The following is an 18,033-nucleotide window of genomic DNA, read 5'->3' as shown; positions in this document are numbered from 1 at the left end:
CGGAGGACATGCGATGCAGGGCTTGATGCAGGACTGGCCGCTGTTGTGCCATCGCATTCTCGATCATGCGGCGACCTACCATGCCGATCGGCCGATCGTGTCGCGCATGGTTGAGGGTCCGCTTCACCACACCACCTACGGCCAATTGCGCGGGCGGGCGCTCCGGGTGGCGCAGCGGCTGGAGCGCGACGGCATCCGCTTCGGCGACCGGGTCGCAACACTGGCCTGGAATGGCTTCCGCCATGTCGAGGCGTGGTACGGCATCATGGGAATCGGTGCGGTCTACCACACCGTCAACCCGCGTCTGTTTGCCGACCAGATCGCGTGGATCGTCAATCACGCCGAAGACCGCGTGATCATGACCGATCTGACGTTCGTGCCGCTGCTGGAAAAGCTTGCGGACAGGTTGCCCGGGATCGAACGCACTATCGTGCTCACCGATGAAGCGCACATGCCGCAGACCCATCTGAAGAATGCGGTGCCGTATGAGGAATGGATCGGCGAAGCCGACGGCGACTTCGCCTGGAAGAGCTTCGACGAGAACAGCGCAGCCGGCATGTGCTACACGTCCGGCACCACCGGCCATCCCAAGGGCGTGCTCTATTCGCATCGCTCGAACGTACTGCACTCGATGATGGCGAGCATGGGCGACGCCATGGGCGTCTCCTCGCGCGACGTCATCATGCCGGTCGTGCCAATGTTCCACGCCAATTGCTGGGGGCTTGCGCTCACCGCGCCGATGAACGGCGCCGCGCTGGTGATGCCGGGCATGAAGATGGACGGCGCCTCGATCTATCAGCTGCTCGACGCGTACCGGGTCACCTGTACCGCCGCCGTACCCACGATCTGGCTGATGCTGCTGCAGCACCTGGAAGCGACCGGCATGAAGCTGCCGCACCTCAATCGCGTGGTGATCGGCGGCTCGGCCTGTCCGCGCGCGATGACCGAGACATTCGAGAGGGAGTATGGCGTGGAAGTCATCCATGCCTGGGGCATGACCGAGATGTCTCCGCTCGGTTCGCTCTGCACGATCAAGCCGGAATATCAGGACCTTGCCGGAGAGGCGCTGCTGGAGCTGAAAGTCAAGCAGGGCCACCCGCCATTCGGCGTCGAAATGCGCATCACCGACGACAGCGGCCGTGACCAGCCCTGGGACGGCAGGACTTTCGGACGGCTCAAGGTGCGGGGACCCGCGGTGGCGCGGGCCTATTTCAAGGACGATGCGGACATTCTCGACGAAGACGGTTTTTTCGACACCGGGGACGTCGCGACCATCGACCGTTTCGGCTACATGCAGATCACCGACCGTTCCAAGGACGTGATCAAGTCCGGCGGCGAGTGGATATCCTCCATCGACCTGGAGAATCTGGCGGTCGGACATCCCAAGGTCGCGGAGGCCGCGGTGATCGGCGTGAAACATCCGAAATGGGGAGAGCGCCCGCTTCTGGTCGTCGTTCTCGGCAAGGATTCGCACGCCGAAAAGGCCGAATTGCTTGCCTTCATGCGCGGCAAGGTCGCCGATTGGTGGCTCCCCGATGACGTGGTCTTTGTCGACGAGATTCCGCATACCGCCACCGGCAAGATCCAAAAAACGGCATTGCGCGAACGCTTTCGGGACTACATCCTGCCGGGGTCGGTGGCGGCGGAGTGAAAGATGGCGTTGGCGGAGGCGGGCACGGTTGCCGGGGCGGCAAGCGGCGCGCCGCGCCCGGTACGCTTCATCGGACCGGAGAAGGACTATTGGCGGATCGTGGTACGCGGCGGCGTGCTGCTCATGGTCACGCTCGGGCTGTACCGGTTCTGGCTTGCGACCGACATCCGTCGCTTCCTTTGGGCCAATACCGAGATCGGCGGCGAATCGCTCGAATATTCCGGCACTGCACTCGAGCTGCTGCAGGGCTTCCTGTTCGCAATCGCACTCGTCCTGCCGATCTATACCATTTTCACCATCACGGTGCTCGACCTCGGCGCCTTCGGGCATGTTCTCTCGACGTCCGCCGTGTTGCTGCTCGCCTTTCTGAGCCAGTACGGAATCTATCTCGCGCGCCGTTACCGCCTGACGCGAACGGTCTTTCGCGGCCTGCGTTTCCATCAGACCGGCAGCGCGATTCGCTATTCCATCTGCGCGGTCTGGTGGTGGGGCTGGACACTGCTCACGCTCGGCTTCGCCTACCCGTTCACACGCGCCGCGCTTGAGCGCTTCAAGATGCGCAACACGCTTTACGGCGACCTTCCGGGCCGCTTTGAAGGGTCCGGATGGCATCTGTTCATCCGCGGCTTTCTGATGTGGCTTGCCGTCCTCATTCCGCTGCTGGCGACGCTCACGGCGCTGCTCTCGATCAACTGGCCCGCGGTCATGACGGCCCTGCGCGGCGGCGGCGACGTCATCGGACGTGTCGAAAAGGCAAGTCCGGGCTCCCTCGGCCAGTTCGGATTCGCGATCGTGGCATTTGCCGTCACGCTTCTGCTGGTCGCAATTCTGCTGCCCGGCTTTCACGCCATGGTCATGCGCTGGTGGATCGGCGGCATCCGTTTCGGCGAAATCGTCGCGGTTTCCCGCCTGCGCACCCGCGACGTGTATTTCGCCTATCTGCGCTTCATCGGCTACCTGATTGCCTTCGTCGTGGTGCTGATGGTCGGCGTGTTTTTCGGCCTGATCTTTCTCGGAGCCTTCGCGCAGGACGGCTCGATTCTTTCGGAGTTTCTCACGGTCGCGATGATGGTCGGCACCTACGTCGTGTTCATGCTCGGGCTCATGACGCTGTACAATGCGATCGTCACGCTATCGGTCTGGCGGCTTGCCGCCGACTCGATCGAGCTGTCGCACATGGACGCGATAACACGCGTGAAGGCCGCCGGCGAAGCGAGTTCGCCGCTCGGTGAAGGCATCGCGGACGTGCTCAATCTGGGTGGCATATGACCACCGGCCTTGTCAGCGCGGCGGTGTATTTTGACGGGGTTACCGCCACACGACACGAGGTCAGGGTCGAACTGACCGACCATGCCGTCCTGATCCTGGACCGGGCCGGCGAGCTCATCGATCAATGGCCCTATCCGCGGCTGAAGCATCTCTCCGCGCCGGCGCATGTCTTCCGTGTCGGGCTGCGCAAGACCTCCAACCTCGCCCGGCTTGAAATCGCCGACCGGGAGATGGCGCATGCGATCGACCTCGCCTGCCCCGATATCGACCGGACCGGGGCGAGCGCGCGCAAGGCGCAGCGCCGCGCCATTGCGCTGAGCTTTCTGGCGGCGGTGTCGCTGCTGGCGGTTGCGGTCTATGGGGTACCGGCGATCGCCGACCGGCTTGCACCGCTGGTGCCGCAGGGGATCGAACGGCGGCTCGGCGCCGCCGCCGATACGCAGGTGCGCGCGATGCTCGACAAGGGCCCCCCCGAACGCCCGTTCGAATGCGGTTCGGCGCAGTCGGAACAGGCGGGGCGCGCCGCCTTCGAAAAGCTGATGGGACGGCTGCGGACGGCGGCCGGCCTTCGCGTCCCGTTGCACGCTGCCGTCATCCGCCGCGACGAGGCCAATGCCATCGCGCTTCCCGGCGGCCATATCTATGTTTTCAAGGGGCTGATCGATCAGGCCGAAGAGGTGGACGAAGTCGCCGGCGTCATCGCCCATGAACTCGGCCATGTCGCCAGCCGCGACGGCACGCGGGCGATCCTGCAGGCGACCGGCCTGTCGGTGATGTTCGGCATCCTGCTGGGCGATTTCGTCGGCGGCGGCGCTGTGGTGCTGGCCGGCAAATCGCTGCTGAAGTCCTCCTATTCGCGCGGTGCCGAAACCCGGGCGGACGATTTCGCGGTCGCCACCATTCAGGCTGCGGGCGGAAACCCGCGCGCGCTCGGCCGGTTCCTGGCCCGTATCGCGGGCAAGACGCGAACCGGATCGATTTTTCTCGACCATCCGGCAACGCCGGATCGGGTGACCCGCATCAATGCCATCGCGCCGCCGCAAAGTGGTGGCGCAACTCTGCTTGACGCGGCCGAGTGGAGAGCCTTGAAACGGATCTGCGCGGGCTACCGCTAGACTAAGGCCCCCTGCGCTCAAGGCATGAACGAAAATGGCACGCCGCCGCCTTCCCGACGAACCGAATTCGAAGCTCGCGATCTGGTCGCGGCGCCTTGCGCTGTTTTCGGTCGTGGCTGCATTGATTGCCGTCATTGTCGTCCGCGCCGGCCTGATCGAGGCGCTTCCGGGCATGGCAACCTTCGGCGGGGCGCTGGCTTTTGCCGGCCTCGGTATTCTCCTGGCGCTAGCCTCCTTCGTCACGATCTGGCGCCAGGGCCTCGGCGGCCTGGGCTATGCGGTCACCGCGATTGCCGTCGGCGGGCTGCTCCTCGCCTATCCTGCCTATCTCGGCTATCAGGCCTACAAGCTGCCGCCGATCTACGACATCACCACCGACGTGCTCGACCCGCCGGCCTTCGACGCCGTGCGCCGGCTGCGCTCGCGAAACACCAACCCCGTGCAATATGCCGGTCTCTACGCCGCCGAACAGCAGCGCGAATCCTATCCCGAAGTGACGCCGCTCGAACTGTCGGTTTCGCCGAAAGCCGCCTACGACCACGCACTGGCGCTGGTGAACAAGCGGCGCTGGCTCGTGCTCGACGCCCGCGAGCCACAGCCCAAGCGCCGCGACGGGCGGATCGAGGCGGTCGCGCGCACCCCGGTCATGGGATTTCGCGAGGATGTGGTCATCCGCATCCGCGGCGGCGACGAGGAAGCGCGCGTCGACATGCGCTCGTCGTCGCGCTACGGATTTCACGATCTCGGCGGCAATGCGGCGCGCATCCGCGGCTTTTTCGAGACCCTCGAGGAAAATATCGACGCCACGCTCGAGCGCGAGGAACGCCGCCGTCCGGCACCCAAGAAGGCTCCTCCACAGGCGCCGCCCGCCAAGAAGGGCACGCCTCAGGCCAAGCGGTAATGCCCCGCTATCGAGGGCACGCCCTCGGTCGCGACCATTCCACGCGCAACCAGGTCTTCGAGATGGGCCAGCACCGACAGTCCGGCGGCCCCGATCAGCCGCGGATCAATCCCGATATAGATCGCGCGCACCAGCGTCGGAATATCGGTCGCGCCCTTGCCGAGCCGGTGCAGGATCGATTGCTCGCGACCGAGTCGATGGCGGATATAGCTTTGCACGAAACGCGGCGCGTCGCGGATGACATTGCCATGACCGGGAAAATACACCGTCTCCGGCCGCTCCGCGATCTTGTGCAGTGAAGCCATGTAATCGCTCATGGCGCCGTCCGGCGGGGCGACGATCGAGGTCGACCAGCCCATCACATGGTCGCCTGAGAACAGCGTGCTGGTCCCCTTCAGGGCATAGGCCATGTGATTGGCGCAATGTCCGGGTGTGGCGATTGCTTCCAGCGTCCAGCCGGCGCCAGCGACGACCTCGCCATCCCCAAGCGCGCGATCCGGGCGAAAATCCATGTCGCCGGCCGCGTCGAGCGGATTGATCTCCCCGATATGCAGCGGACGCGATGCACGGTGCGGCCCCTCTCCGAAAGTAGCGGCGCCGGTCGCAGCCTTCAGCGCCGCCGCCGCGGGCGAATGATCGCGATGGGTATGGGTCAGCAGGATGTGCGTGACGGTTTCCCCCCGTGTCGCCTCGAGCAACGCCTTGACGTGGCGAGCATCGTCCGGTCCGGGATCGATCACGGCCACTTTCCCGCGCCCGACGATGTAGCTGACCGTACCCTTGAAGGTGAACGGCCCTGCATTGCCGGCGCAGACGGCGCGCACCATGGGTGCGACCTCCGCGGCAATGCCGGTTTGGAGATCGAAGCTCTTGTCGAAGGCAATGTCGTCGGACATGTGAATGTTTTTGCTTTGCGGGGCCTTGGCGGGCCGAGGAACGGAAGTTGCTTCAGATTTTAATCACACACAACGCAATCAAGGCAAAAACCATTCAAGCATTGTCGCTATGCTCCAGGGTGAGTGACCCGCGGGCCCGCATTGGCGAACGGATGACCATGTCTGATACCTCGTCCCTGATCCAGGAGCTTGAACAGGCGATCGCCGCGGGATCGTCCGCGAGGCGCCTCGATGCGCTTACCCGCATCACCGATCTGTTCCTGGCGGGGTCCGGCCGGCATTCGCAGGAGCAGATCGCGCTGTTCGACGACATTCTCATGGTGCTGATCGACACCATCGAGGTGAATGCCCGTGTGCAATTGTCCCGCCGGCTCGCCCCGCGGCCCGACGCGCCGGAAAAGGTCGTGCGCATGCTTGCCTTCGACGACTCGATCGCGGTCGCCGCCCCGGTTCTGATCCGCTCGGAGCGACTGACGGACAACGATCTGGTGCGCAACGCCGGCTGCAAGAGCCAGGACCATCTGCAGGCGATCACCCAGCGGCGAACCCTGAGCGAGCCGGTCACCGATGCCCTGATCGAGCGGGGCAATGCCCGCATCATCCACCTCGTGGTGAAGAACGCAGGCGCCCGCTTTTCGGAGGCAGGCTTCGGCAAGCTGGTCAGCCGGGCTGTCGGCGACGACGGCCTCGCCCGCAATGTCGGTGCCCGGCGCGACATTCCGCGGCACCATTTTCTGAAGCTGCTGGAGAACGCCTCCGCGGAGGTGCGCGCGCGACTGATCGCTTCCAATCCGAGACTGATGGATGTGGTCGACGCCACCGTTGCCGACATCGCGGCCTGCATCAGCGACGACGTGCGCAACAGCTCGCGCGATCATGCGCGCGCGGTGGCGCGGGTGAAGCGTCTGCACCGCACCGGGCAATTCAGCGAGGCCGACCTGCACGCCTATGCGAGCGCCCACGACTTCGAGCGCGCCTCGGTCGCGCTCGCAGCACTCGGCGAATTTCCGATCGACCTGGTCGAGCGCGCGCTGATCGACCGTTCGACCGACCTGATCCTGATTCTCGCGCGCGCGGCGCAATGCTCCCGCGTCACCGTGCGCGCAGTCCTGACGATGCGAACCGCCGATCGCGGGCTTTCGCCGATGGACCTTGCCGCGGCGCTAGCGCAGTTCGATCGTCTGCAGCTTTCCACAGCGCGCAGCGCACTCGAATTCTATCGTCTCCGCCGTCAGGCCGACGACAAGCCGAATGTTCCGACCAATCTGACGCTCGAATGGTACGCCGATTCGATACCGGCGAGGCCGGGACAGGCGGGAGGCTGACCGCATCGCATCTCGCGGGCGCGACGAATACGTGCGCTTAATGAATCTCCGGCTCGGGCGTCTTCTCGCCCGCCAGCAGGAAATCGAAATCGCAGCCCTCGTCGGCCTGCCCGATATGCTCCGCGAACATCGCCCCATAGCCGCGCGTGTAATGCGGCTTCGGCGGGGCCCATTTCGCTTTCCGGCGCGCAAGCTCCTCATCGCTGACATGCAGATGGATGCGGCGGTTCTTCACATCCACCTCGATCTCGTCACCGGTCTGCACGAAGGCGAGCGGGCCACCGACGAAGCTCTCCGGCGCCACATGCAGGATGCAGGCGCCGTAGCTCGTGCCGCTCATGCGCGCATCCGAAATGCGCAGCATGTCGCGCACGCCCTGCTTCACCAGCTTCTTGGGGATCGGCAGCATGCCCCATTCCGGCATGCCCGGGCCACCCTTCGGTCCGGCATTCTTCAGGACGAGAATATGGTCGGGCGTCACGTCGAGATCGTCGCGCTCCACTTCGCGCATCATGTGGTTGTAGTCCTCGAACGCGATCACCTTGCCGCGATGCTGGGTGAGACGCTGGTCCGCCGCCGACGGCTTCATGACGCAGCCATTTGGCGCCAGATTGCCGGTCAGCACCGCGGTGGCGCCGCCTTCGTAGATCGGATCGGACAGCGGATGGATCACTTCCGGCAGATGCACTTTTGCGCCGGCGATATTCTCGCCGAGCGTCTTGCCGGTCACCGTCATGCAGGACAGGTCGAGCAGGTCGTGCAGTTCCGCCATCAGCGCGCGGATGCCGCCGGCATAGTAGAAATCCTCCATCAGGAATTTTCCGGACGGTGTGATGTTGGCGATCACCGGCACGTCCCGCGAGATCCGGTCGAACCGGTCCATGCCGAGCGGGATGCCGGCCCGCCGCGCCATCGCCACCACATGTACGATGGCATTGGTCGAGCCGCCCAGCGCCATATGCACCTTGATGGCGTTGTCGAAGGCTGGAAGCGAAAGGATCTTCGCCGGCGTCAGGTCTTCCCACACCATGTCCACGATGCGGCGCCCCACCGACGAACACATGCGCGGATGACTGGAATCCGCAGCCGGTATCGACGACGCACCCGGCAACGACAGGCCCATCGCTTCGGCGATCGACATCATCGTGGCCGCCGTTCCCATCACCATGCAGGTGCCGAACGAACGCGCGATACCGCCTTCGATCTCGTTCCAGTCATCGTCGGTGATGTTGCCGGCACGCTTCTCGTCCCAGTATTTCCACACGTCGGACCCGGAGCCGAGCTTCTGGCCGCGCCAGTTGCCGCGCAGCATCGGACCGGCGGGAACGTAGATCGACGGGATGCCCATGGAGATCGCGCCCATGATCAGCGCCGGCGTGGTCTTGTCGCAGCCGCCCATCAGAACCGCGCCGTCGATCGGATGCGAGCGCAGAAGCTCCTCGGTCTCCATCGCCAGGAAATTGCGATAGAGCATGGTGGTCGGCTTGATGAAGGGCTCCGACAGCGACATCGCCGGCAGTTCGACCGGAAATCCCCCGGCCTGCCATACGCCGCGCTTCACGTTCTCGGCGCGCGCGCGCAGATGCGCGTGGCAGGCATTGAGATCGCTCCAGGTATTGATGATGCCGATCACCGGCTTGCCTTCCCAGTCGGCCTTGTCGTGGCCGAACTGGCGCAGCCGCGATCGGTGTCCGAACGAACGCAGATCGCTCACTCCGAGCCAGCGATGGCTGCGGAGGTCTTCGGGCCGTTTGTGTTTCATTGCATCAAGGGCTTGGTGTCAGGGAGCTTGCCGTCAGGGAGATTGCTTGGCGGGTGCCGGGTCTGCGGCTTTGCCGGGCGCCTGCCGGCGCGCGTACCATTGCGACAGAATGACGATCGCTGCAAGCACTGCGCCGACACTGTCCGTCACCAGTCCGGGGTCGATCAGCAGCAGCCCGCCGACGCAAAGCAGGACGCGCTGCCAGTGGTTGGCGGCGGTGATGAAATAGCCATGCAGACCGCCGGCAAAGAGCAGAATTCCGCATGATGCGGTACCAAAGGCGACGATGATATCGGGCCATGAGCCGATCATCAGCAATGCGGGCTGAAACACGAACATGAACGGCACGATGAAGCCCGCGGCACCGATCTTCACGGCCGCCCAGCCGCTGGCCCACAGATCCGCCTTCGCGATTCCGGCCGCGGCAAAGACCGCCAATGCGACCGGCGGGGTGATTGCCGACAGCACCGCGAAATACAATGCGAACAGGTGCGCCGCCGGGGGGATCACGCCGAGCTTGATGATGGCCGGGACCAGCAGCGCGGTCATGATGATATAGGCCGGCGTCGTCGGCATTCCCATGCCGAGCACGATGCCTGCGAGCATGGTCAGGATCAGCGCGATGACCAGCATGTCGGCGGCCAGCCGCGCGACGAACTGCGTGAACACGATGCCGAGTCCGGACAGCGTCACGACGCCGATCACGATGCCGGCGCAGGCGCAGGCGAGCGCGACCGGAACCGCGTTGCGCGCTCCCTCGACCGTGGCATCGAGAAGGTTGCGCAGGGTGACGGCATCGCGCGTGGTCTTGCGCAGCGCCGCTACCGGGAAACAGGCTGCGGTCCCGCACAGCGCCGCGAGCGGCGCGCTGTAGCCCGAATACATCACGAACAGAATGACGGCGACCGGCAGGAACAGATGCCCGCGATCGCGCATGACCTCACCGAGACGCGGCAGTTCGGAGCGCGGCAGTCCGACCAGCCCGCGCCGCTTGGCCTCGAAATGCACCGCGGCGAAGCAAGCGATATAGTATAGGACGGCGGGCAGCAGCGCCCAGATGATGACCTGTCCGTAGCCGACCGCCAGAAACTCCGCCATGACGAAGGCGGCCGCCCCCATGATCGGTGGCATGATCTGTCCGCCGGTCGATGCGGTGGCCTCAACGCCAGCGGCGAAATGTGGAGGAAAGCCGGAACGCTTCATCAGCGGAATCGCGATCGGGCCGTCCACCATGACGTTGGCGACCGCGCTCCCGGAGATCGTGCCGAACAGGCTGGACGACATCACCGACACTTTGCCCGGACCGCCGGCGGTGTGGCCGGTCAGCGCCATCGCGAAATCCATGAACAGCTGTCCGGTACCGGTGCGCTCCATGAAGGCGCCGAACATCACGAAGATCAGAACGTAGGACGCGGACACCGAGAGCGGAATGCCGAAAATGCCCTCCGTGGTCATGAACAGCTGATCGAGCAGCCGCATCCATTCGAGCTTGGCGATGAACAGGCCGTAGAACAGAAAGACCAGCGCCGTGATCGGCAATGCCCAGCCGATCACCCGCCGTGTCGCCTCCAGCACCACGGCGGTGAGGATCACGCCGAAGATGATGTCGAGCGGGAACAGGTCGTCGATATAGAAGATACGGGTGACGACATACTCGTAATTGAGGAACAGATAGAGGATCGGCGCCGCGCCGAGCGCCAGCAGGACGAAGTCGAACAGCGACGGAGAAAAATTCTGGGTCCCGTTGACGCGGAAGATCAGAAAGGTCAGCGCAAGCGCGAACAGCAGATGGGTGCCGCGGAACAGGATGGCTTCCGGCGTTCCATAAATGATCGCGTTGACGTGGTAGAGCGCCATCGCCACGGCGACGATGGTCGTCACCGCACGCATGATGCCGGCGCGGCTCCATTCGAGCTTCATGATACGCGCCCCCACCTGGACCCGCTCGCAGCGACGTGTCGATCAGCAGAAAAGCAGCCGGCCGACGTTGCCGCCGGCCGGCGCAGCGCTACATCTTGACGCCGGCTTCCTTGTAGAACTTCGCAGCACCGGGATGGAACGGCACACCGATATTCTCGGCCATGGCCGCGGGTGTCAGTCCGGCCATCGCCTTGTTGACCGCGGCCATGCCGGCGACATTCGCGGCCATTGCCTTGGTCATGTTGTAGACCATGTCCTCGGGCAGCTTGCATGACGCAACGATATGCGTCGCATATCCGATCACCTTCACGTCCTTGTCCTGCTTGGGATAGGTGCCCTTGGGGACGGTAACCAGCGTGTAGCCTGGATTGATCTTGCGCATGTCGTCGTACAGGGCGCTCATGTCGAGCAGCTTGATGTCGCGCGCGGCGGCGAGGTCCATGACGGCGCCGGACGGGATGGTGGTGCCGAGCGTGAACGCCACCGCATTGCCATCCTTCATCTGCGTCACCGAATCCGTGTAGGAGACGAAGCTCATCTTCACGTCGTTGTAGCCGAGCCCCGCGACCTTCAGCATGTGTCCGGTGATCGCCTCGCCGGTATTGCCGCGCTGCTGTGTGGTGACGCCCTTGCCCTTCAGGTCCTTCGGCGAATTGATCCCGGCATCCGCGAGCACCACGGCCTGGAAATATTGCGGGTAGAGGGTCGCGACATTGCACACATTGTCGTGTGGCTTGTTGAACGGGGCGTTGCCCTTGATCGCATCGACCGTCGAGATCGAGTTGCCGAATCCGACATCGGCCTTGCCTTCCTGCACGCCGCGCACATTGGCAATGCCGGCGCCGGGCAGCGCCTGCACCGACAATCCGCCGACGGCCTTTTCCCACATGTCCTTGAGCTGGCCGCCGAGCGGAATCCAGACGCCACCCTGCGGACCGGTCATCATTTTGAGTTCCGCAGCCTGCGCACCCGACACGGCGGCAGAACCGGCCACCAGACCGGCAGCGAACACGGATGCGAGCAATCGCACTTTCATCGGACGTTCTCCCTGGGATATTCCGCCGGCACGGCGGATCGTTGTTGTTTCCTTGGCGGAGACGTTACGCGGACGGATGGGCCGGACACAAGCGGGTTTGCGCAGCAGCACGGCCTTGACTCTCCCTGCAGGAATCTGCGCGCGGGTGGGCTGCGGCAAGCCCGGGTCGAAGGGAATACGCAGCCTAATCCCCGATATTCGGCGGCAAGCGGATCAGGAACTCGGTCCCCTGCTCCAGCCGCACGATCTCGACCGATCCGCCGAGCTGGCGGGCGGTTCCGAGGATAACCTTGAAGCCCAGCGAACTCGATTTCGAAGGGTCGAAATCCGACGGCAGGCCCTTGCCGCGATCCGAAAACCGCAACTCGTAGGAGCCATTGGCGGCCTTCTTCAGACTGACGAATATCGGTCCGGTCTCGTCGGCGGCATAGGCGTGCTTCAGAACATTGGTAATCAGCTCATGGGTCAGCACGGCGAGCGCGACCGCCTTGCTGCCGGAAAGCTGCATCGGCTCCGCGCTCACCTCGATCCGGTGACGATGGCCGCCATAGGCGTTCTGGCTGTCCTCGCACAGCTTGTTCAGAAAATCGGCGAATTCGACCCGTCCGGCATGGTCGGCCTGATACAATTGCCGGTACACGCTGCCGATCGAAATGACGCGGTCGCGCGCGCGGGCGAGCTGGTCGCGCGCATCGGGATCGACCGTGTGACGGCGCTGGAGGTCGAGTACGCTGGACAGCAGATTGAGACTGTTCATGACGCGGTGCTGCAATTCGCGCAGCAGGAAGGTCTTCTGCTCGAGCAGCGTATCGATCGAGTCCGACATGCGGGCAAGGGCGGCGCTCAATTGCCCGAGATCGGTGCGCGGATCCAGCATCGGGAACCTGACGTCGGTTTCGCCCCGCTCCCGGCGGTTGACCACGGCGACGATCGCCTTGAGAGGACGCCGGATCAGCGCATTGGCGGCCCACAACATGCCGGTGACCGCGAGGATCACCGCCGCGAGCGCGAACCAGATGCTGCGCCAGGCGGTCTCGCGAACTTCCGCCAGCGCGAGGTCGCGATCGATGCTGACCGCCGTGAGCAGCCCGCTCGGAGCTTCCTCCAGCGGAGCGAAGCCGACGATCTGTGGTCGGCCACGCGCATCGGAAGCCTGCGTCACGCCCCCGTTGGAAATTCGCGCGGTCGGAAACACCGCCTTCGCGATTGCGCGCGCATCCTGTTCGCCCTGTTGCGGGATCGTGAATACCAGGCTGCCTTCGCGGTCCATCACGACCACGCGGTGATTGGTGCGCCAGGGCCGCGCCGACAGGTCCTGCGCAACGCGCTCCGGATTGAGAATGACGACGATGACTCCGCGCTTGACGCCGTCGCCCTTTGTGAACGGCATCGAGATGTGGATCGAGTTCGAGCGTGTCACCCGGCCCTGCACCAGGGTTCCGACCGTGAGCTCACCGCTCTTGAGCGGACCATAGAAATACAGCCGGTCGCTGACATCGAGCGTCGGGGGGATCGCGATGGTCGAGCAGATGAACTTTCCGTCGGGATTGATCACGGCGGCTTCGCGGTAGGTCGGCAGCCCGGTAATCACCGATTTGAGATAGGACGCGCATTCCCCCTCGTTGTCGGGGACGGCGGGGTGCCGGCCCATGGCGATCATGAGCTGGCGGCTGCCTTCGACGATCTGCGCAAGCTCCGCCGCCACGAGGCGGGCCGCCGCAAGCGCCTCCTCGCGCGAATCCCGCTCCAGGAAATATTGCCAGCGCAGCGTGTTGTAGGCCGTGATCGCGAGCGGCGGCAAAAGCGCAACCATCATCAGGATTGCAAGCCTGTAGCGCAGACTCATGGATGTCCCGCCGGTTCCGGAGCCGACCGTGTCGCATGAGAATCTATCAGAAGATGCCGGAAAGCTCTCCCCGTTATCGTGCGCGAAGAGACGACGGGTTGCGACGATGCGACCTGCGTCCTAGTGTCCCGAATCCGAAGTCTGCTGTTCTGCTGCTCGCGCCGCCGGCTGAGGCGCAACAGACCGGTTCAATTCGAGTCAAGTCCGCGATGTCGGTGCCGGTCCAGCCGCTTCCCGGTTGCGCCGCCGCCCTGGAGCTGAGTGATCAGCGCGATGAGTCGAGACCGCCGACCGTCCTGTTTCGCATCCGCTGCGACGTCATGCGCAGCCATCGCTCTCGTGTTCTCGGTCGAAGCCGCTCTGGCTCAGGCGACGTTCCAGGAACGGCTGCGGCTCGATGAGCCGAGCACGTTGGCCGCGCCGAAGACCAAGCTCGAGGCCTTCACGATATCCAGCGGCGAGGTGCTGATCCGGGAATATACCGACACCGGCGCGATCGAAGCCCGTGGCACCGTGACGGTTTCGGCGACCATCCTGCGCAATGCCACCACCGGATCGCAGGCAAAGGGACTGGTCCTGACCATCAAGGCCGCGGGTCTGTCGCGGTCGGGGACCGGCTATGTCGACCATGACGAGATCGAGGCTCTTCTCAAGGGTATCGATTCAATCTCGAAGATCGACCTTGCCGCCACCAAGCTTGCAAATTTCGAGGCCTCCTATCAGACCCGCGGCGACGTCAGGATCGTGGTCTTCAATACCGACGGCGCCGCCGCAAGAAATCTGGTGAGCATCGAGCTTGGCCGCTGGACAGGCATGCGCGCGGATTTCCTGATCGCGGAACTCGGTCGCCTGCGGCAGCTCATCTCGGACGCGAAGGCGATCCTCGACGATCCCGACTCGGCGGCCGCAAAGGGGCCGCGGGCGGCGCCGCCGCCTGAACCTGTCAGCAGCCCTGCCCCGTTGCCGGCCGCCAAGCCGACGGCCCCGCCGGTCTCCGAAACCAAGCCCGCGGCCTCGCCTGCGCCGAAACAAAAACCCGCAGCAGCGCCGCCACCGGCGGCTGCGGACAACAATGCCTGGCCGCCGGCGGCGCCTCCAACACCAGCGGCACCGCCGACGCCGCCGAAGCAGAAAGCGAAACCGAAGGCGAAGCCCGCAGAGCCCGATCCATTTCCGAAACCGGCTGGCGCCGATCCCTTTCCCAAACCGAATTAGGACAGCCCGCATCGCACGGGTGCAGCCAGAGTTCTCCGGCATCCCGCCCGCATGGCTTCAGGTGAGAAAGACGATGGCCGACGAGAGACAGCACGACATCGAGCATCGCTGGATCCATATCCAGTACAAGGAAGACACCGGCTTCGTCGAGACCTACGGATTTTCCGGCAATCAGGGCGCGGTCAATCTCGAAGGCCTGCTGATGACGCCCAAAGGCGTGCCCTCCTCCACCCTGCTGATCTTCATGCATCCGGCCTCGACGCTGCAGCTTCTGCCCGTGCCGCAGGCCACTGTAAGGGCCGGATGGCATGTGCTGTGCGCGGCCAGCCGCTATGCCAGGAACGATACCGCGCTGATCCTGGAAAAGGTGCTGCTCGATCTCGGCGCGTATATTCGTCACGCGAAGGAGCAATGGGGATACAAGAAGATCGTGATCGTCGGCTGGAGTGGTGGCGGGTCGCTCGCGCTGTTCTATCAGTCGCAGGCTGAACGTCCGACCATCGCCCGGACGCCGGCCGGTGATCCGGCCGGGATCGCTGGCGCCGGACTGATTCCGGCGGACGCCCTGGTGATCCAGGCGGCGCACATTTCCCGCGCGACCATGCTGCGCGACATGATCGATCCCTCGGTGACGGACGAACGCGATCCGGACCGGCGCGATCGCACGCTCGACATCTACGACAAGGCCAATCCCAACCGGCCGCCATACCCGGCGGACTTCATCGCCGCCTATCGCGCGGCGCAGCTTGCGCGGATGCGAAAGATCACGGCGTGGGTGAAGGAGACATTGGCGATGCTGAAGACGCGCAACACCGCCGAACTGGAGCGCGGCTTCGTCACCCATCGCACGCTCGCCGAGCCACGCTTTCTCGATCCGGCTCTCGATCCGAATGATCGCAAGCCGAACTGGTGCTATCTCGGCAATCCGGAGACCGCCAATACCGGGCCGGTCGGGCTGGCGCGATTTTCCACGCTGCGGTCCTGGCTGTCGCAATGGTCGATCGACGACAGCAACGCCGATGGCTTGCGGTGCGCGGCGCTGATTTCGGTGCCGCTTCTGGCGATCGAGAATTCGGCAGACGATGCGGTGCCGCAGCCGCACACCCGTGCGATCTTCGAGGCGGCGGGCAGTGCCGACAAGACCATGCATGTGATCGAGGGCGCCACCCATTACTATGCGGGCCAGCCGGAGAAGCTCGCTCAGGCGCTTTCGATCACGCGGCAATGGCTGACGGAACGCGATCTGGCATGACCCGCGGCGGCCAATCGGAAGCTTTGTTCAGAATACCGCGTGGTCGCCGCGCTCGGCCCTGGCCTCGCCCTTGATCAGCCGGGCGTAATAGTCGAACAGCGTCTCGGTTCCGGTCGAGGGCGTCGCGGCCTCGTCATAACGTCCGGTCGCGGGATCGAGCACCAGCATCGATTCGGTCGCATAATAGCGGCCGATGCGCGCCAGTTCGGCCTTGGCGGCAAGCGCGGGGCTGACCCGCCCAAGCGCACCAAGCACAAGCACGATCGCATCCAGCAGCGCCACCGGCACGCGCCTGAACTTTGGCGTGCGTCCCAGCAGCGCAAACAGGTGCTCGCCCTGCTGCCGCGGCGTGATGGCGGGACCGGGTCCGCCGATCGGCAGCACGCGGTTGTGGCGGCTGGTATTGTCCAGGCAATCGGCAAGGTAGTGCCCGAGATCGTCATCGCCGACCGGCTTGCATGCGGTCAGCGTGCCATCGCCGAACACCAGAAACGGCTTGCCCTCGCGCAGGCGCGCGACCTGACCCGACAGCGACTTGAAATATGCCGTGGGTCTGACGATGGAATAGGTCAGGCCGGATGCAATCAGCGCGGTCTCGAAGGCGAGCTTGGCATGCTGAAAGGCGAGCACGGGCTTCTGCACGCAGACCGCCGACAGCAGCATGAAGTGCGACACGCCCGCGTCCCGCGCGGCCGCCAGCACATGCCGGTGCGCCCGATCGTCGATCGCCCAGGCATCTTCCGGCGCACCGGTCCGGGACGCCATGCAGGACAAAACCGCATCGAAGCGCTCGCCGCAAAAGCCGTCACGCGCCACCGATTGCGGATCCGTGACATTGGCGAAGCGCCATGTGGCTCCCACGGGCCGATCGACACCCGCATCGTCACCGGCGCGCGGCCGCGCCAGACAGACCACCGCGTGACCGCGCTGCAGCAGCGCGCGCAGGGTGGCACGGCCGATGGTGCCGGTGGCGCCCAGAAGCAGCACGCGCCGCGGGCACGGCGAGCGGTCCGCTGCGGACGGGCGCGAAGCCTGCTCGCGGTCAGGCGTGGTTGCCGGATTCGACATTCTGGACGACACCGGTGAGAGCATCGCAACAATAGCCGGGCCAACCGGCCGCGGCCACAATGCATCCGCCGATGCGTTGACTGGCGATCTCGTGCTACGACCCGCACACCATCAGGGCTGCCTCACATGAGCGACGACAAACCACTGCCCGCCGTCGGCGTCGTTCCATTCGCCGCGCACCAGTCCGGGAACGTTTGCCGGAAGCGACCCTTGAGGCGACACGCTATCGCAATCGCTATGGCAATCGTGCTTTTGCGAGCCCGTCGACGATGCGCTGGAAATCGCGCACATCCTTGTAGGGCAGCACGCGCTCGCGCTGCGCCAGCGAAAACTCCGGATTGATCGCGAGCATCTCGGCCCATGCGGCACGCGCTTCATCGATCCGTCCGAGATGGCCGTAGCAGGACGCAAGCAGCATGCGGCTGGAATCGGTTGCCGGATTGCGGACAATCCGATCGCGCAGCAGCCTGATCGCGGACTCGTAGTCGCCGAGCGCGAAATGCGCCTGCGCGACGAAGTGGAGAACGATGGCGGGATAATGCGGATCGAGCCGCATGGCGTAGGCGAAGGCTTCCAGCGCCTCCGCAGGCTGCCCTGAATAGGTCAGCCCGAGCCCGGTCGCCATGTATCCCTGCGCGAAATTCGGATCGATCGCGGTCATCTGGCGGAATTCCGCGAGTGCGGCGTCATGCTGGCGGCGCCAGAGCAGCACATTGCCGAGCGCCATGTGACTGACCGGTTCCTGCGGATCAAGTTCGAGCGCGCGGCGTGCCCAGC

At 64.8% G+C, this 18,033-nt stretch carries 14 protein-coding genes; 7 read left to right on the top strand and 7 right to left on the bottom strand.

Features of this window, described 5'->3' with window-relative positions; genetic code table 11:
- Nucleotides 1-13 precede the first annotated feature (13 nt).
- Genes AB7F49_RS09845 through AB7F49_RS09830 form a run of 4 tightly spaced genes read left to right on the top strand, consistent with a single transcriptional unit; the run spans nt 14 to nt 4,936 of the window.
- Nucleotides 14-1,651 carry a long-chain-fatty-acid--CoA ligase gene (locus tag AB7F49_RS09845; protein WP_428521768.1) on the top strand — a complete coding sequence of 546 codons (1,638 nt, stop codon included), beginning with the start codon at nt 14-16 and terminating at the stop codon, nt 1,649-1,651.
- Between the two features lie 3 nt (nt 1,652-1,654).
- Nucleotides 1,655-2,920 carry a DUF898 family protein gene (locus tag AB7F49_RS09840; protein WP_428521766.1) on the top strand — a complete coding sequence of 422 codons (1,266 nt, stop codon included), beginning with the start codon at nt 1,655-1,657 and terminating at the stop codon, nt 2,918-2,920.
- Entirely contained in the window at nt 2,917-4,035 is a 1,119-nt protein-coding gene (locus tag AB7F49_RS09835) for a M48 family metallopeptidase (protein WP_428521764.1), read from the top strand. The genes AB7F49_RS09840 and AB7F49_RS09835 overlap by 4 nt, the downstream gene beginning before the upstream one ends.
- A 34-nt stretch (nt 4,036-4,069) precedes the next feature.
- Nucleotides 4,070-4,936: a DUF1499 domain-containing protein gene (locus tag AB7F49_RS09830; RefSeq protein WP_428521762.1), complete on the top strand. Its 867-nt coding sequence runs from the start codon at nt 4,070-4,072 to the stop codon at nt 4,934-4,936.
- On the opposite strand, the gene AB7F49_RS09825 is transcribed toward AB7F49_RS09830, so the two are convergent.
- Nucleotides 4,921-5,832 carry an MBL fold metallo-hydrolase gene (locus tag AB7F49_RS09825; protein ID WP_428521760.1) on the bottom strand — a complete coding sequence of 304 codons (912 nt, stop codon included), beginning with the start codon at nt 5,830-5,832 and terminating at the stop codon, nt 4,921-4,923. The two genes, AB7F49_RS09830 and AB7F49_RS09825, sit on opposite strands and share 16 nt — an antisense overlap.
- A 152-nt stretch (nt 5,833-5,984) precedes the next feature.
- On the opposite strand from AB7F49_RS09825, the gene AB7F49_RS09820 reads away from it, so the two are divergent.
- Nucleotides 5,985-7,157 carry a DUF2336 domain-containing protein gene (locus AB7F49_RS09820; RefSeq protein ID WP_428521758.1) on the top strand — a complete coding sequence of 391 codons (1,173 nt, stop codon included), beginning with the start codon at nt 5,985-5,987 and terminating at the stop codon, nt 7,155-7,157.
- A gap of 37 nt (nt 7,158-7,194) precedes the next feature.
- Here the strand turns inward: AB7F49_RS09820 and araD are convergent, their stop codons facing one another.
- The 4 genes from araD to AB7F49_RS09800 all read right to left on the bottom strand — a co-directional run bounded on the left by araD (nt 7,195) and on the right by AB7F49_RS09800 (nt 13,721).
- The gene (araD, locus tag AB7F49_RS09815; protein WP_428521756.1) at nt 7,195-8,919 is read right to left on the bottom strand and encodes an L-arabinonate dehydratase; all 1,725 of its coding nucleotides are present in this window, start codon (nt 8,917-8,919) and stop codon (nt 7,195-7,197) included.
- 33 nt (nt 8,920-8,952) lie between these two features.
- The gene (locus tag AB7F49_RS09810) at nt 8,953-10,839 is read right to left on the bottom strand and encodes a TRAP transporter permease (protein ID WP_428521754.1); all 1,887 of its coding nucleotides are present in this window, start codon (nt 10,837-10,839) and stop codon (nt 8,953-8,955) included.
- Nucleotides 10,840-10,927: 88 nt separating this feature from the next.
- Complete coding sequence (locus AB7F49_RS09805) at nt 10,928-11,875, bottom strand: TAXI family TRAP transporter solute-binding subunit (RefSeq protein WP_428521752.1); 948 nt, start codon at nt 11,873-11,875, stop codon at nt 10,928-10,930.
- A gap of 184 nt (nt 11,876-12,059) precedes the next feature.
- Nucleotides 12,060-13,721 carry a sensor histidine kinase gene (locus AB7F49_RS09800; RefSeq protein WP_428521750.1) on the bottom strand — a complete coding sequence of 554 codons (1,662 nt, stop codon included), beginning with the start codon at nt 13,719-13,721 and terminating at the stop codon, nt 12,060-12,062.
- 273 nt (nt 13,722-13,994) lie between these two features.
- Between AB7F49_RS09800 and AB7F49_RS09795 the strand changes: the two genes are divergently transcribed.
- Together AB7F49_RS09795 and AB7F49_RS09790 are read left to right on the top strand one after the other, a co-directional pair.
- Entirely contained in the window at nt 13,995-14,936 is a 942-nt protein-coding gene (locus AB7F49_RS09795; protein ID WP_428521748.1) for a hypothetical protein, read from the top strand.
- Between the two features lie 73 nt (nt 14,937-15,009).
- Nucleotides 15,010-16,188, top strand: a complete 1,179-nt coding sequence (locus AB7F49_RS09790) for an alpha/beta hydrolase (protein WP_428521746.1) — start codon at nt 15,010-15,012, stop codon at nt 16,186-16,188.
- A 27-nt stretch (nt 16,189-16,215) separates the two neighbouring features.
- On the opposite strand, the gene AB7F49_RS09785 is transcribed toward AB7F49_RS09790, so the two are convergent.
- Both AB7F49_RS09785 and AB7F49_RS09780 read right to left on the bottom strand, forming a co-directional pair.
- Nucleotides 16,216-17,256, bottom strand: coding sequence for an NAD(P)H-binding protein (locus AB7F49_RS09785; RefSeq protein ID WP_428521744.1), 1,041 nt, complete (start codon nt 17,254-17,256; stop codon nt 16,216-16,218).
- Nucleotides 17,257-17,491: 235 nt separating this feature from the next.
- The coding region (locus AB7F49_RS09780) for a tetratricopeptide repeat protein (RefSeq protein ID WP_428521742.1) at nt 17,492-18,033 on the bottom strand (542 nt) is incomplete at its 5' end.

The organism is Pseudorhodoplanes sp., from assembly GCF_050250235.1.
Taxonomy (GTDB): domain Bacteria; phylum Pseudomonadota; class Alphaproteobacteria; order Rhizobiales; family Xanthobacteraceae; genus Pseudorhodoplanes.
This window is presented reverse-complemented; position numbering and strand designations above follow the sequence as displayed.

What these genes read in the sequence shown, in the direction of transcription:
- AB7F49_RS09845 (WP_428521768.1), top strand. Translation starts at nt 14, where the DNA reads ATGCAGGGCTTGATGCAGGACTGGCCGCTGTTGTGCCATCGCATTCTC.
- AB7F49_RS09830 (WP_428521762.1), top strand. Translation starts at nt 4,070, where the DNA reads ATGGCACGCCGCCGCCTTCCCGACGAACCGAATTCGAAGCTCGCGATC.
- AB7F49_RS09805 (WP_428521752.1), bottom strand. Translation starts at nt 11,875, where the DNA reads ATGAAAGTGCGATTGCTCGCATCCGTGTTCGCTGCCGGTCTGGTGGCC.
- AB7F49_RS09785 (WP_428521744.1), bottom strand. Translation starts at nt 17,256, where the DNA reads ATGTCGAATCCGGCAACCACGCCTGACCGCGAGCAGGCTTCGCGCCCG.
- AB7F49_RS09790 (WP_428521746.1), top strand. Translation starts at nt 15,010, where the DNA reads ATGGCCGACGAGAGACAGCACGACATCGAGCATCGCTGGATCCATATC.
- AB7F49_RS09840 (WP_428521766.1), top strand. Translation starts at nt 1,655, where the DNA reads ATGGCGTTGGCGGAGGCGGGCACGGTTGCCGGGGCGGCAAGCGGCGCG.
- AB7F49_RS09820 (WP_428521758.1), top strand. Translation starts at nt 5,985, where the DNA reads ATGACCATGTCTGATACCTCGTCCCTGATCCAGGAGCTTGAACAGGCG.
- AB7F49_RS09795 (WP_428521748.1), top strand. Translation starts at nt 13,995, where the DNA reads ATGAGTCGAGACCGCCGACCGTCCTGTTTCGCATCCGCTGCGACGTCA.
- AB7F49_RS09825 (WP_428521760.1), bottom strand. Translation starts at nt 5,832, where the DNA reads ATGTCCGACGACATTGCCTTCGACAAGAGCTTCGATCTCCAAACCGGC.
- araD (WP_428521756.1), bottom strand. Translation starts at nt 8,919, where the DNA reads ATGAAACACAAACGGCCCGAAGACCTCCGCAGCCATCGCTGGCTCGGA.
- AB7F49_RS09810 (WP_428521754.1), bottom strand. Translation starts at nt 10,839, where the DNA reads ATGAAGCTCGAATGGAGCCGCGCCGGCATCATGCGTGCGGTGACGACC.
- AB7F49_RS09835 (WP_428521764.1), top strand. Translation starts at nt 2,917, where the DNA reads ATGACCACCGGCCTTGTCAGCGCGGCGGTGTATTTTGACGGGGTTACC.
- AB7F49_RS09800 (WP_428521750.1), bottom strand. Translation starts at nt 13,721, where the DNA reads ATGAGTCTGCGCTACAGGCTTGCAATCCTGATGATGGTTGCGCTTTTG.